Source organism: Terrirhizobium terrae (assembly GCF_030323265.1).
Classification (GTDB): domain Bacteria; phylum Pseudomonadota; class Alphaproteobacteria; order Rhizobiales; family Rhizobiaceae; genus Neorhizobium.
Window position 1 is genome coordinate 747,027 of sequence record NZ_CP104992.1, and the last position, 14,562, is coordinate 761,588.

Consider the following 14,562-nt stretch of genomic DNA (forward strand, 5'->3'; position numbering starts at 1 on the left):
TCCGTATTAGCGCAGCTCCGATAGGAAGCACGAAACACCGCAAGAGGTTTCGTGTTGTCCGGTTTGCCGAAGTCCATTGTCGTCTGTGCCGTGATCGCCGTCGCGGTGACCATAATGCCTGGCCGTTCCGCGATGGCCGAGACACCGCGAGCGATTGTGTCGGTAAATACAGGCATCGTGTCCGGTCGCTGCGAGAGGATCGCGCCACCGGTCCGGCGTATCGAGACCGCTTCGAAATACGACCAGGCGATCGCCTCCAAATCCGTGATCGACGGCAATGCCGATGCCGCTCGAAAAGCAGTCATGCGCCCGATCGACGAGGCTGTCCGACGCCTGCAGACAATGGCGCAGGCCAATTCCGCCGATCGGGATTTCGCCGACAGGTGCGTGGCCCTGAACGTGAAGCGCTGGGCGGAGGCGGGATCGCTGACGGACATGGCATCGACCGATGCCAACCTGACGCGCGACAGGTTTGTTGCCGCGATCTCCGAAGTGCTTGTCTCCACACGTGCACGCGGCACGGACGCCACATCCGACGAGACAGTGCGGGAATGGCTGTCATCCATCGCATCTAAAACCATGCGCTTCTATGACTGGAAGGCAGGCCAAATCTCCCGGCGCAACAATCATCGCTATTGGGCCGGCCTTTCCGTCGGCAGGATTGGTGATCTGATCGGCGATACCAGGATGACAGCCTGGGCGAGAAACAGCCTCGAGATCGGGCTTTGTCAGATCGATGAACAGGGTTTCCTGCCACTCGAATTACAGAGGGGATCGAAGGCATACGACTATCATCTCTATGCCTATGTCGCCTTACGCTCTCTCAGCGATCTTCTAAAGTCATCGCCCGATTCACCTGCCGCCGCCTGCCAGGAACGCCTCGCCTGGCTGGACCAGCGCGTCGGCGGCGGGATTGCCGGGTTCGAGATACGCACCGGCCTGAGACAGGACGACCCGGCCAGGAAGAACCTGATGGCAGCGGCAAGGCTTGCCGCGACTACGCCGGCAGGTATGTCCTCAGGTCGCGGCATCAACTACTGACGGAAAGTCATCTTCCAATATCGCGCCCTTATGAAATATTCCTACAATAAAGACTCGTCATTGATCCTGATTTATATCCACTGACGGTTGCTCAGCCTAGTATTGCCGAAACTCCAGCTATCCCCCGGATAACAGCGATAGAGGCAAGAATGGCGATCTTCAATGTGTTGGACTATGGCGCAACCGCAAACGACCTGACCGACGACAGCGCCGCCATTCAAGCAGCCATCGACGCCGCCTACGAAGCAGGCGGCGGGACCGTATATATTCCAACCGGGACCTTCCTCGTCAGCGGCGACACGAACAACCCCTCCGCAGGCTGCATCGAGGTTCGCTCCAACGTCACGCTAACCGGAGATGGAGCCGGCGAGACCGTCATCAAGCTCGTCGACGACTTCAATGCCCGCATCAACGGCATCATTCGTACACCTGTGGACGAGAGCGCCAGCAATGTAACGATCTCCAACCTGACGCTGGATGGCAACCGCGCCAACAATACAGAGCACCAGGCTGGCATCATAACGGGCGTGAAAGCCAATGACGAAGGCAGAGTGCACGAGAACATCACCATCAGTGGCGTCGAGGTAATGAATTGCAACGCCTATGGCGTTAATCCGCACGAGATTACCTATAACCTCGTCATTGAGGACTGTGTCTCGCACGATAACGGCAAGGACGGCTTCGTCGCCGATTATGTCGTGGGCGGCATCTATCGGGACAATGTCGCCTATGGCAACGACCGCCATGGCTTCAACATCCAGAACAGCAGCAGCAACATCCTGCTGGAAAACAACACCGCTTACGACAATGGCCACGGGGCAACCGGCGGCGCGGGTGTTGTCGTGCAGCGCAGCGACATTTTTCCGGAAGGCGAGAATACCATTCCCTGGGTCACCGATGTTCGCATCATCGGTGGCGAATACTACGGCAACAGCCGCGAGGGCATCCTCATCAAGCTATCCGACGATGTCGAGGTGAGCGGCGTCAAGGTGCATGACAACATGCGCCAGGGCATCAGGGTGGAAGGTGCTACCGACAGCGATATCCACGGCAACGAGATCTACAACAACTCGCGCGAAAGCGCCGGGACCTATGACGAAATCAATATCCGTCTTCGCCTCGACGACGTCGTCAATCCGCCGCGCACTTATTATTCGGAAGACACCCGGATCTACGACAACGATATCCATTCCGACGGCGGCAGCCGTTACGGCATTCGCGAAGAGCTGACCAACTCGACGGCCGCCAACCCTTCCGGAACGGTCGTCTATGGCAATACGGTTACCGGCACCGCGTCCGGCGCCGTCTACGTGCCGCCCTACAGCGTCACGGAAGGCGATGATTATCTCTACGGCACGACCAGCGCGGATAATTTCGCAGGCCTTGGCGGCAATGACACCTATATCGTCAATCACAGTGGCGACACCGTTCTCGAACAGGCCAATGCCGGCACTGACACGGTGATCGCCAGCCTGAACTACACGCTCAGCGCCAATGTTGAGAACCTGGCGCTCACCGGAAGCGCAGTCCGCGGCACCGGCAACGATCTTTCGAACTATATTCTCGGCAATGCCGGCAATAACGAACTCGAAGGCCTCGGTGGCGACGATATTCTCGACGGCGGTGCGGGCGCCGACAAGATGCAGGGCGGCGACGGCAACGATACCTATTATGTCGACAATGCTCTCGACGTGATCATCGAAAAGGACCATGGCGGCCTTGGCGGTTACGACACGGTCTACAGCACGGTGAGCTATGTGCTGGCCGCCGAGGTGGAAAAGCTGGTCCTGCAGGGCACGGCAAATCTCAACGCGACCGGCAACGTGCTGGCCAACGAACTGGTCGGCAATTCGGGTGACAACATCCTCGACGGCCAGGCCGGTGCCGACACCATGCGGGGCGGATTGGGCAACGACACCTATATCGTCGATCACACCGGCGACGTGGTGATCGAACTCGCCGGTGAAGGTATCGACACGGTGAGAAGTTCGCTGAGCTACACGCTCGGTGACAATATCGAGAACCTGATCCTCACCGGCAGCGGCCAGCGCGACGCCACCGGCAACGCGCTGAACAACACCATCGTCGGCAATGACGGCGCCAACAAGATCCACGGTGGAGACGGGGACGATGTCATCGAGGGCGGTCTCGGCGCCGACCAGCTTTATGGCGATGCCGGCAACGACACGTTCGTGCTGCGCAAGGGCGAGTTCCAGGGCGATGTCATAGAGGATTTCAGCGGCAACGGCACGGCCCTCGGCGACCGCATTCAATTCACGGGTTTCAGCGCCAATGCCGTGTTGGTCAATGTCGGCGGCGATACATGGCAGGTCCAGGACGGCGCCTATGTCGAGACCTTCCGCATCAAGGTGCCAGTCGGCCAGACCACTTTCGATCTCAGCGACTATTCCTTTGACGGCGCACCGCCACCGTCCAATACAGCGCCCGTCGCCTCGTCGACCGGCAACAGCACCAACGGACAGGAAGACGTCGTCCTGACCGGCGCAGTGCCGACCGGTTCGGATGCCGATGGCGATGCGCTGACCTATGCGCTGGTCGCGCCGGTCACGGGCCTCACCTTCAACACGGACGGCACATTCAGCTTTGCCCTCCAGCAAACCAGAATGGGGACTTCACCTTCCAGTATATCGTCAAGGATGCCCGCGGCGCTCAGAGCGCACCGCAGACCTTCACCATCGCGCTCGCCGCCGTCAATGACGCACCAGTCGCATCCGCCACCGGCAACAGCCTTCCCGGCACAGAGGATGTCGTCGCCACCGGCGCCGTGCCGGCCGGTACGGATGTGGAGGGCGGCCCCCTCACCTACCGCCTCGTCAACGCCGTGGCCGGGCTGAGCTTCAGCGCCGACGGCACGTTCAGCTTCACGCCCGCAGCCAATGCAAACGGCAATTTCACCTTCCAATATGTGGCCGTCGACCCGCAGGGCCTCACCAGCGCGGAACAGACATTCACGATCGCACTTGCTGCCGTCAATGATGCTCCGGTGGCCGCAGCAACCGGCAATGCCGCGTCAGGCAATGCCAACACCGTCATCAGCGGTCATCTGCCGACCGGCATGGATGTCGAAGGAGATGCTCTGAGCTATATCCAGATCGGCGCGCTGTCGGGCCTCAGCCTATCGACGGATGGAAGTTTCAGCTTCACGCCCGCCAGCAATGCCAGCGGCGACTTCACCTTCCAATATCTGGTCAAGGATGCGCATGGCGCCGAGAGCGCGCCGCAGACCTTCACCATCGCCGTATCGCCCCCGGCCTCAGGCCTTGTCGTTACCGGCAACAACAGCGCCAACACGCTTTATGGCAGCGCCGGCAACGACATCATCGACGGCGGCAAGGGTACCGATACGATGTACGGCTATGCCGGCAATGACACCTACTATGTCGACAGTTCCAAGGACAAGGTCGTCGAAGCGGCGGGCGAAGGCACCGACACGGTCATCACCACCGCCTCCTTCACGCTTGAGGACACCGTCTTTGTCGAGATCGTCCAGGCAACCGGCACCTCTGCCGTGACGCTGAAGGGCAACAGCTCGGCCAACACGCTGATCGGCAACTCGGCCGCCAACACGATTTCAGGCAACAATGGCGATGATTTTCTCGATGGTGGTCTCGGCAACGATGTGCTGACCGGCGGCAACGGTCTCGACACCTTCGCTTTCACGACAGCCCTCGGCGCAAACAACATCGACCAGATCAAGGATTTCAAGGTGGTCGATGACACGATCCTGCTGAGCCGGTCGGTGTTCTCCGCCCTGTCCGCCGGAACGCTCGCCCAGGCAAATTTCGTCAAGGGCACCCAGGCTCTCGATGCCTCCGACCACATCATCTACGACAGCAATGCGGGGCAGCTTCTCTACGATGCCGACGGTGCCGGTGGTGCGGCTGCAGTCGTCTTCGCGACGATCGGCAAGGGACTACAGATTGACTATCTCGATTTCGTCGTTCGCGACGAACCGATTGCGTAAGTCAGACCTTTGATCGCTTACATGGGGAGGTCCAGCCGACTGAGGCCACGAAGGCCTTTGTCGGCTGGATGCGAATTTGAGCTCAGGTTGCATCCCGCTCTGGCCCTGCCTGAGCTCGAGGCCTTGCTCAGGCCAGTTCGACCGACAGCGTGATCGGAACCGCGGCAAGGGCCTTGGACACCGGGCAACCGGCCTTAGCCTTATTGGCGAGTTCGGTGAACTGAGCCGCATCAAGACCGGGCACGCTTCCCTTGAGTGTCAGTGCAATCCCGGAAATGGCAAATCCGTCAGGCACGGATTCCAGCGTCACCTTGGCGGTCGTGTCCATCGCGGTCGCCGTGAATCCGGCCTCGTTGAGGATAAGCGAAAGCGCCATGGTAAAGCAGCCCGCATGGGCGGCGCCGATCAGCTCTTCCGGATTGGTGCCCGGCACGCCTTCGAAGCGGCTGGCGAAGCCATAGGGATATTCCTTGAGCGCGCCGCTCTGGCTCGAGATCTTGCCCTTGCCATCCTTCAGCCCACCTTCCCAGTGTGCCGATCCCGTTCGGTTTATCTGCATCGATGTCTCCTCTTGTTTGGATTTCACTCGAAAACGTAAGGCATGAAAATCGATGGCAATCTTGGACCAAATGCGTGAGGCGCGAGGCTTACGCGGCGTCCGTTGCCGAGATCCCGATAGATAGGATCCGGCACCGGATAGTCGAGGGGCTCGATCGAAGGAGAAAACGGGTCGATCGACATTGCCGCGACCCGCTTGCCCTCCCAGCCAGTTACATCAGTCGACGAATTCGCAACCAGCTTCTTTCAGCACCTTGTCAACCCAGTTGCGGTTCACCGTGCCGGCCTCGGTCTCGGCCATCTGCTTCGTCTCAGCCTCATGCTTCTTGATCGTCGCCTTGAGAATATCGGCCGCATCTGCCTTCGGGACGCTCACGACACCGTCGAGATCGCCGAGGATGAGGTCGCCCGGCTCGATGACGGTGCCGTTGATTGCGATCGGAAGACCGATTTCACCTGGTCCGGTGCGATAGGGACCGCGATGGGTCACGCCCACGGCAAAAGTCGGCACGTTGCGCTCCAAAACGCCTCGGCATCGCGGATCGCGCCATTCAGCACGAAACCGGCAACGCCGCGGTGGATCGCATGGGCCAGCATCAGCTCGCCCATCAGCGAATTGGCCATGTCGGCGGCGGCATCGACGATGATCACGTCGCCGGGCTTGGCCATGTCGATCGCCTTGTGCAGCATCAGGTTGTCGCCGGGGCGGGTGCGGACAGTCAGCGCCGGACCGGCCAGATTGCCGGAGCGATGCATCGGCCGCATGCCCGTGCCGAGCGCGCAGATGCGCGACATGGAGTCGCTGACATTGGCGACCGGAAGGCTGCGGAAGGCATCCACGAGCGTCGGCTCGATACGATCCCAGTTCAGTTTGACGCGAAATCCGTAAGTCATGGAAACCTCAGGCGGAAAGTTCGGTTGGACGGGCGATAGAGCGTTCGTCCGGCGCATTGCCATCGAGAACGCTGATGATGTGCTGGGCGGCAATGACCGCCATCGCGTCGGCGGAGCCATAGGTGACGCCGCCGATATGCGGCGTCGCGATCAGCGTGTTCAGAGCCCAGAGCGGGCTGTCAGCGGCCGGTGGCTCGGTGGCGAAGCTGTCGAGTGCCGCCCCTGCGACTGTGCTGGCTGTAAGCGCCTGCGCCAGGTCCGTCTCGTTGATGATCCCGCCACGGGCGGTATTCACCAGAACCGCGGACTTCTTCATCAGGCCGAGACGGCGTGCATCGATCAGATCACGCGTGGCAGCCGTCAGCGGGCAATGGATGCTGAGGATGTCTAGCGACGGCAGCATGGCATCGATATCATTCGCCGAGGCAAAACCTTCGGCTTCAGCAGCACCCGGCGCGAAGGGATCGTAGACGACGACCTCCATACCGAGTGCTTCCGCCATGCGGGCCGTCTCGCGACCAATCCCGCCATAACCGATGAGACCGATCGTGGCGCCAAGAAAATCCTTGCCGGTAAAGGTCGGCTTCGGCCACTCGCCGCCCTTCACGGCCTTGTCGAGCGGCAGCACTTCCTTGATCAGGCAGAGCGCCAGCGCGATCGTATGTTCGGCGACGGCGCGTGAGTTGGAGCCCATCGCCCGCAGCACCGGAATGCCGAGTTTGGCGGCGGCAGCGATATCGACATTGTCGACACCGACGCCGTGCTTGGCGATGACCTTGAGGTTGGGCGAGGCGGAAATCACTTCTTCATTGATGCGACCCTGGCGCACCATCAGGCCGTCGATCTTGAGGTCGGCAGCGCGCTTGGCGACAACGTCGGAGGGATCGTAAGGCGGCGAGAAGAACACGTCGATATCGTGGGCGTTCAACAGCCGGATCGCTTTTTCCGCGATCTTGTTGTGACTGACGAGGATGCGTCGGCCGCGCTTGCCGTGCTCGGCCCCCTGGATGATGTCATGGGTCACAAGTGGGGTCATGAGGTGGCCCGTCCTTTCTCAGATCTGCGAAGTAAATTTTGTGCCCGCGTCACGATCGGCGCGTCGACGAACTTGCCGTCCAGCATGAAGGCCCCGCGACCTGCGGCGGCCTCTTGGCTATTGGCCGCGATGACCTTCTGAGCCCATTCGATCTCTTCCTGGCTCGGAGCGAAACATTCGTTGAGGATCGGCACGACAGAAGGGTGAATGCAGCTCGCTCCGTCGAAGCCGAATTCGCGCGCTTCCAGGGCCGCAGCGCGGAGTGCATCCTTGTCGGCAAAGTCCGCGACGGTACGCAGCAGCCCCATCGACAGCACGCCGGCTTCCTTGGCCGCATAATGGATCATCAGCTTCGGATAGCGCAGTACTTCCGGCGTCGGCCTGGCGTCCATGGCGGTCGCAAGATCCTCGCCGCCGGCTGCCAAGGCCAGAACCCGCGGCCCCTTTGCAATGGCGCGAACTTCGAACAGGCCCGTCATGTCCTCGATCAGCGGCACGAAGGCGATCGGCGAGCGATCCTTCTCGTGCGGTTCGAGACTTTCGACCAGACGCGCAAGGACATCCGGACTGCTCACCTTCGGGACATAGAGCCCGTCGGCGCCTGCAATTGTCGCCGCGACCGCGTCATCGATCAGGCGATCGGTATGGTTGACGCGCACGAAGACCTTGCAGCCGCTCTGCTTAATCTCCGGCACCCATTTCGCCAGGCCATCGCGAGCCTCGGTCTTGGCATTTTCCGGCACGGCGTCTTCGAGATCGATGATGATGGCATCGGCGCCGCGCTGGCCTGCCTTTTCCAGGAAGCGGGGAGCATTGCCCGGCACGTAGAGAAGCGACCAAATCATGCCTTCTCCTCCAGGTCAGCCGGCGTCATGCCGATTTCCGCAAGGATGGCCTCAGTCTGCTCGCCGACATCGGGTGCCGGATGGCGAAAGACGCCGGGAGTGGCGGAAAAGCGCGGGAAGATGTTGTGCTGCGGAATGCTGCCGAGATCGACGTCCTCGACATCCACGACGATCTCCCGTTCGGCAAAATGCCGGTCGGTGCTTATGTCAGCGATGTCATAGACCGGACCGACGGTCGCACCGGCCGCCCGCATCACTGCCAGAGCGTCGTCGCGGGTGCGGGTGACGAACCATGCTCCGAGCGCGGCATCGACCAGTTCGCGGTGCCTGACGCGCTCCATGTTGGTGGAGAAACGCGGATCGTCCTTCATATCCGGGCGGCCGACGATGTCGAAGATCCGCATCGCGATCACCTGGGTCGAGCCGGACAGCGCGACGTATTTGCCGTCGCTGCACAGATAGACATTGCGCGGCGAAACCGTGTTGGAGCCGGAACCGGAGCGCTGCTTGACCTTGCCGGTGACGTGGTAGATCGACGCTTCCGGTCCGAGCGAGGCGAAGATCGGCTCCAGCAGCGAGAGGTCGATTACCTGGCCCTTGGCATCGCCGCGTTCGCGGGCGAACAGCGCCATCATCACCGCATTGGCGCCGGTGAGACCCGAGATCATGTCGGCCAAAGCCAGCGGTGGCAGCACCGGCTCGCGATCGGGAAAGCCGGTGCGAGATGCAAAACCGCTCATCGCCTCGACCAGCGTGCCGAAGCCTGGATACTTGGCATAGGGTCCGGTCTGGCCGAAGCCGGAAATCCGCACGATGATGAGGTTCGGATTGAGCGCCAGCAGGCTTTCCGGCGACAGGCCCATTTCCTCAAGCGTACCCGGACGAAAATTCTCGATGAAGACATCCGCCTTTTCGAGCAACTTCTTCAGGGCTTCCAGCGCCTTCGGCTGGCGCAGGTTGAGCGCGATCGAGCGCTTGTTGCGGCCATAGGTCTTCCAATGCAGGGAATGGCCGTTGTCACGCCATTCACGCAACGCATCACCCTGCGGCGGCTCCACCTTGACGACATCGGCACCGAAATCGCCAAGCTGCAGCGACAACATGTTGCCGGCGACGACACGGCTAAGGTCTACGACACGAATGCCGTGCAGCGGCCCCTTCTGCTCGGGCTGAAAGCGAACGGTTTTCTTTGTCTCTGCCATGGGGACCTCAATTCGCGCCGGGCTTGTCTGGGAAGACGGCGCAATGTTCCTGAGGGATGCGCACGAGGATCGTGTCCTCCTTCAGCTCGGAAGGCGTCTGAATGCGGAACTCGATCGGGCCGGAGCGGACGGCATATTGCCAGACCGAGCCAAGATAGGTGCGCTGATCGATCGACACCCGCATCGTATTGGGGCCAGTCGCGCTGGAGAGTTCGATCTTTTCCGGGCGAATGGCGACGACGACCGAGCCATCCTTGCCGGCCGGGCCGGGTGGCGTGACGATCTCGCTGCCATCGGCGAGACGGATGCGCGCCTTGTCCGTGCCGCTCTCGACCATCGTACCGTCGAAGAAGTTGGACGAGCCGATGAAATCGGCGACGAAGCTGTCGGCCGGACGCTCGTAGATCTCGCGCGGTGTGCCGAGCTGGCGCATCCGGCCCATACTCATCACCGCGATCCGGTCGGAGACGGCAAGCGCTTCGGCCTGGTCGTGGGTGACGTAAATGGTCGTGACGTTCAACCGTTCCTGCAGCTCGCGCAGCCAGACGCGGGCACGCTCACGCAGTTTCGCATCGAGGTTGGAGAGCGGTTCGTCGAGCAGCAGAAGCGGCGGGCGGTAGACGAGCGCGCGAGCAAGCGCGACGCGCTGCTGCTGGCCGCCGGATAATTCGAACGGATAGCGGTCCGCATAGGGCAGCATCTCGACGAGGCCGAGCGCCTCCTTGATGCGTTCGTCACGTTCCGCCCTGCCGATCTTGCGGAGCGTCAGCGGGAAGGCGAGGTTTTCCGCGACTGTCTTGTGCGGCCAGAGCGCATAGGACTGGAAGACGAGGCCGATATTGCGCTTTTCCGGCGGCACCGTGTTGTTCGGATTGCCGTCGAACAGCACCCGGTCACCGACGCGGATCGTGCCCGACGTCGCATGGTTGAGGCCAGCGACCGCAAAGAGCGAGGTCGACTTGCCGCAGCCGGACGGTCCGAGCAGCGTCAGGAACTCGCCCGACGCGACATGGATGTTGAGATTGTCGACAGCCGTGACGGCGCCGTATTTGATGGTGAGGTTTTCGAGAACGAGATCAGCCATAGATTTTGGCTCCCATGACGCGGCGTGCGATGATGACGAACGCGGCGGTAATGACGACTTGGATGGTTGCGAGGGCGGAGACCGGGCCGTTGTCGCCCTGGGCGACAAGCTGCAGCATGGTGGTGCCGATGATTTCGGACCCGGGCTGATAGAGGAAGGCCGCCGTCACATACTCCTTGAAGAAGTGGATGAAGAGCAGCGCGTAGCAGCTGAACAGTGCGGGCTTGAGGATCGGCACGATGATGCGCGTCACCGTCGTCCACCAGTCGGCACCGGAGATGCGGGCACCGCGATCAAGCTCTTCGCCGACCTGGGCGAGCGCCGGCGCGATGGCACCGAAACCGACCGGGATGTAGCGGATCATGAAGGCGAGGATCAGAACGAGGATCGTGCCGCGGATGACATCCGCCCCAGGCAGCCAGATGACGGCATAGAAGAAGCCAAGGCCGGCAATGATGCCCGGCAGCGAGCGCGGAAAGAGCGCGATATACTCGAGCGCTCGGCTGTGCTTGAAGTCGGAACGGCGGGCAACGAGCGCGATTACGAGAATGAAGAACGTGCCGATGGCCGCACCGATCGTCGCCACGAGAACGGAGTTGACGATCGAGCGCACATAGGTGGCCGAACCGAGCACATGCTCGAAATTCGCTGTCGTCAACACCTTCCAGAAGGGGATGAGCGGGGTGAGGAAGCTCACCGCCGAGCGCATGAAGATGCCGCCGAAGATCGAGATGATCGTCAGGAAGGCAAAGGCGAAGACGAACAGAAATGCCGGCCAGCGCCAGGCGCCGAGATCGAGCGTCGAAGGACGGCTCGCCTTGCCGCGCACGGTGACGAAGCGGCCAGCGCCCTTCATCAGGAAGCCCTGCAGCCAGACGAGGAACGCGACGACGATCAGAAGGATGACCGCGGCGGCGCCGACGATGCCGTATTCCGGCCGCACGGCTGCGTTGATGCCGGCATTATAGAGGAAGGTCGTGACCGTCTGGATGCCGGACGGCCCACCGAATAGAAGCGGAATGGCCAGCATCTCGATGCCGACGACGAAGTTCAGCACGGCCGAGTAGATGATCGCGGGGCGGATCATCGGGATCGTGACGGAGAACAGAGCACGGAACGGACCGGCACCGGTTGACCGCGCCGCATCTTCGAGCAACGGATCGGCCTTGGTGACGGCCGCAAGACACATGAGATAGGTCAGCGGCGCCTGGCTCAAGCCCGCGACGATGCCCATGCCGGTGACGCTGTAGAGGTTCCACGGCGCACCACCGAGATAGGTTTTTGCCGCGAGCGTCATGAAGCCCGACGGGCCGTACATGGTGAACCAGCCGAAGGCGATGACGAGGTTCGAGACGAAGAGCGGCCAGATGAAGATCTCGCCCAGCCACTTGCGACCCGGCAGATTGGTGCGCCCGACGAGCACGGCCATGACGGCCCCGAACACCTGCGCGACGACCATGGTCAACGCGCCGAAATAAAGCGTGTTGAAGAAGACGCCGGCCATGCCCGGTTCGCTCACGAGGCGGGTGAAATTGCCGATCGTCGGGACAGCCGTGTCGTCATAGAGCGGCTTGTCGAGGAAGGCCTGGAAGATGATCGGGGTGATCGGACCGAACACGAGGATCGTCGTCAGCGCCGCAACGCCCCAGTAGATCGCACGCGATCGGTCTATCCCCCGTCCGGCCGCGCCGGCGTGGCTGATATCCGTCATCGAATTTTCCTGTCAGAGTTGGTTGAAGGGCTGACGATTGGCCAGCCCTTCGGCTCGGCTTACTTGCCGGCGATTGCTGCGTTCCACTTCTCGACGAAGGGGCCCGCTTCGGTGATGAGACGCTGGTCGAAGCCGGCGGTGATCACATTGTCCTTGCCGACGATTTCGCCGATCTTCTGGAAGGTGTAGCGAACCTGATCTTCCGGCACGTCTTCGCGGTAAGGAACGAGACCGCCCTTGCCGACCTGCGTCTGGCCGTCCTGGCTCAGCACATAATCGACGAACAGCTTGGCCGAGTTCGGGTTGGCCGCGCCTTTCGGGATGCCCATGCCGCGCAGCATCATGATCGTGCCGTCATCGGGGAAGGCAAAGCCGAGGATCTCGCCGCCGGGCTGCTCCAGGCGCGGGAAGATGGTGATGCCGGAAACGGCGATGCCCATCGTGTACTCGCCTGTGGCGATCTTTTCGTTCATCGGGCCGCCAGAGGTCTCGCCGCGGATCATCGGGCCGATTTTGCGAAGCGCATTCCAGCCCTCCTCGCCCTTCTTGTCCATATAGGCCCACCATGCAGTCAGGCCGAAGCTGTTGCGGGCCGCATCATAGGTGGTGATCTTGCCCTTGAACGAATCCGGATCGGCCGTTGCGGCCTCCACCAACGAAGCAAAACCCTTCGGACGCTGATCTTCCGTCAGGAGTGCTGCGTTGTAAGTGATCACCAACGGGTCGGTCGAAAGCACGTTTACGCCCGGATAGGGATGGGCAAATTCCGGAAGCTTTTCGAGCTCGGGGCTCTTGTAGTCTTCCATCAGGCCGTCCTTGCCATAGGAAGCCCAGCGGTCGTTGGCGCCGGAAACCAGTACGTCGGCGGTGCGGGCGCTCGAACCCTTTTCGGCTTCCCAGCGGGAATGCACGGTGCCGGAGCCGAGATCGACGGTCTCGATTTTGACCCAGGGATACTTGGCATTGAAGCCCTTGATGATCGGCTGCCAGTTATTGTCGGCCATGTTCGAATAGATCATCAGACCAGCTTCCTTGCGGGACCCTTCGATGATCTGTGAATAATCGGCTGGATAACCGGCCGGTACTTCCTGTGCCTGGGCAAAACCGGCGATGCCGGCAAACAGCCCGGCCAAAGCCGTAAGCGTTGCGAATTTCATGTCTTACCTCCCTTTGGATAAACGACGGCTGCGACGCGCCAGCTCCTCACTGATCGCGACTGCAGTTTCCCGGACCACGTCACTGATGCGGCCGGAATTTTTGACGAACCGGACCTGCGGTCCGGAAATGTTGAGTGCTGCGATTGCCTTGCCGTTTGCATCGACGATCGGGGCCGCAGCACCGGCAGCACCTTCCACGACCCCCATGGCATTGAGATAGAAGTCGGATGCGCGCGCGCTGGCGATGGCTTCTCGAAGCTTCGAATGCTCTTCTTCGGAAAGGAGACCGCCATCGCATAGGCTTCGACCTCTGCATCGCTGCCGGCAGCGAGCAGAACGACACCGCTTGCCACCTTGTGCGCTGGACGCGTCGGCCCGATGTCACGATCGTAGAGGATTTCCCGCTTGGGCAGCACCTTGTTCAGGTAACGGATCGACGATCCTTCCAGCACGGCGACAAAGCCGCTCTCGCCGGTTTCCTGCACGGCATCATAAAGATATGGCGAGACCAGCGCGATCAAGGCGCCATAGTTGCGCCCGTCAGGAGAAATCTCTCCGGGAAGTCTCAGAAGCTGATACCCGCCGCTTCCCAATTTTTGAATGTAACCGCGCTCGGTCAGCGACTGCAGCATCAGGAGCGCGCTCGACTTGGGCATGGCGAGCGCAGCCGCAATCTCCGACAGGCTTGCGCCCTCCGGTGAGGCAGCAAACCACTCGATCATATCCAAGACACGCTCGACACCGCGTCCGCTCACGATCACTCCTCCCTTTGATCGTTCAGTATATTGAACTTATACAGAATATTGAAAATCCACCGCTCCGTCAACACCCGAACTCACCCCCATGCGCCGGAGGCGCAGATGGTTCACGCTGCTGGGATGTATAGGAGAGCTACCAAAGCGCCCGGCGTGGCGCCGATAGATGCATATCAGCCACCGATCGCCAGATGGCGCGGCGACGGAATATCGATCAAGAAAAGGAGATCGGGCGCGGGCGTGCTCCGGCTCGCTGCCACGTGATAGCCGCCGACATTGAGTTGCATCCGCAAA

13 protein-coding genes and 1 pseudogene are annotated in these 14,562 nt (G+C 61.3%); 4 read left to right on the top strand and 10 right to left on the bottom strand.

The features are described from left to right. The first annotated feature begins 51 nt into the window (after positions 1-51). From N7E02_RS11675 to N7E02_RS30310, 4 genes and pseudogenes are all read left to right on the top strand, one after another. Positions 52-1,041, top strand: a complete 990-nt coding sequence (locus N7E02_RS11675) for an alginate lyase family protein (protein ID WP_286582095.1) — start codon at positions 52-54, stop codon at positions 1,039-1,041. A 149-nt stretch (positions 1,042-1,190) separates the two neighbouring features. Then, positions 1,191-3,896 carry a glycosyl hydrolase family 28-related protein gene (locus N7E02_RS11680; RefSeq protein WP_286582097.1) on the top strand — a complete coding sequence of 902 codons (2,706 nt, stop codon included), beginning with the start codon at positions 1,191-1,193 and terminating at the stop codon, positions 3,894-3,896. Then, a pseudogene (locus N7E02_RS30305) lies at positions 3,812-4,423 on the top strand (cadherin-like domain-containing protein); the annotation flags it as partial. The gene N7E02_RS11680 and the pseudogene N7E02_RS30305, both read left to right, overlap by 85 nt. Further along, positions 4,409-5,026 carry a calcium-binding protein gene (locus N7E02_RS30310; RefSeq protein ID WP_286583780.1) on the top strand — a complete coding sequence of 206 codons (618 nt, stop codon included), beginning with the start codon at positions 4,409-4,411 and terminating at the stop codon, positions 5,024-5,026. The pseudogene N7E02_RS30305 and the gene N7E02_RS30310, both read left to right, overlap by 15 nt. 127 nt (positions 5,027-5,153) lie before the next feature. Here N7E02_RS30310 and N7E02_RS11695 read toward each other — a convergent pair whose 3' ends face one another. The 10 genes from N7E02_RS11695 to N7E02_RS30195 form a co-directional block, all read right to left on the bottom strand. Beyond that, positions 5,154-5,585: an OsmC family protein gene (locus N7E02_RS11695; RefSeq protein WP_286582098.1), complete on the bottom strand. Its 432-nt coding sequence runs from the start codon at positions 5,583-5,585 to the stop codon at positions 5,154-5,156. 216 nt (positions 5,586-5,801) lie between these two features. Beyond that, a complete protein-coding gene (locus N7E02_RS29625; RefSeq protein WP_353622875.1) occupies positions 5,802-6,095 on the bottom strand; it encodes an RraA family protein in 294 nt (97 codons plus the stop codon). Beyond that, positions 6,071-6,478, bottom strand: coding sequence for an RraA family protein (locus N7E02_RS29630; RefSeq protein ID WP_353622876.1), 408 nt, complete (start codon positions 6,476-6,478; stop codon positions 6,071-6,073). The genes N7E02_RS29625 and N7E02_RS29630 overlap by 25 nt, the downstream gene beginning before the upstream one ends. A gap of 7 nt (positions 6,479-6,485) precedes the next feature. Continuing rightward, a complete protein-coding gene (locus N7E02_RS11705) occupies positions 6,486-7,514 on the bottom strand; it encodes a hydroxyacid dehydrogenase (protein ID WP_286582099.1) in 1,029 nt (342 codons plus the stop codon). Beyond that, entirely contained in the window at positions 7,511-8,359 is an 849-nt protein-coding gene (locus N7E02_RS11710) for an HpcH/HpaI aldolase/citrate lyase family protein (protein WP_286582101.1), read from the bottom strand. The genes N7E02_RS11705 and N7E02_RS11710 overlap by 4 nt, the downstream gene beginning before the upstream one ends. Continuing rightward, positions 8,356-9,561 carry a CaiB/BaiF CoA transferase family protein gene (locus N7E02_RS11715; RefSeq protein ID WP_286582102.1) on the bottom strand — a complete coding sequence of 402 codons (1,206 nt, stop codon included), beginning with the start codon at positions 9,559-9,561 and terminating at the stop codon, positions 8,356-8,358. The genes N7E02_RS11710 and N7E02_RS11715 overlap by 4 nt, the downstream gene beginning before the upstream one ends. Positions 9,562-9,568: 7 nt before the next feature. Continuing rightward, positions 9,569-10,645: an ABC transporter ATP-binding protein gene (locus tag N7E02_RS11720; RefSeq protein WP_286582104.1), complete on the bottom strand. Its 1,077-nt coding sequence runs from the start codon at positions 10,643-10,645 to the stop codon at positions 9,569-9,571. Next, a complete protein-coding gene (locus tag N7E02_RS11725) occupies positions 10,638-12,356 on the bottom strand; it encodes an ABC transporter permease (protein WP_286582106.1) in 1,719 nt (572 codons plus the stop codon). The genes N7E02_RS11720 and N7E02_RS11725 overlap by 8 nt, the downstream gene beginning before the upstream one ends. Positions 12,357-12,415: 59 nt before the next feature. Beyond that, positions 12,416-13,513, bottom strand: coding sequence for an ABC transporter substrate-binding protein (locus tag N7E02_RS11730; RefSeq protein WP_286582107.1), 1,098 nt, complete (start codon positions 13,511-13,513; stop codon positions 12,416-12,418). Further along, the gene (locus tag N7E02_RS30195; RefSeq protein ID WP_286582108.1) at positions 13,510-14,268 is read right to left on the bottom strand and encodes an IclR family transcriptional regulator; all 759 of its coding nucleotides are present in this window, start codon (positions 14,266-14,268) and stop codon (positions 13,510-13,512) included. The genes N7E02_RS11730 and N7E02_RS30195 overlap by 4 nt, the downstream gene beginning before the upstream one ends. Positions 14,269-14,562 lie beyond the last annotated feature (294 nt).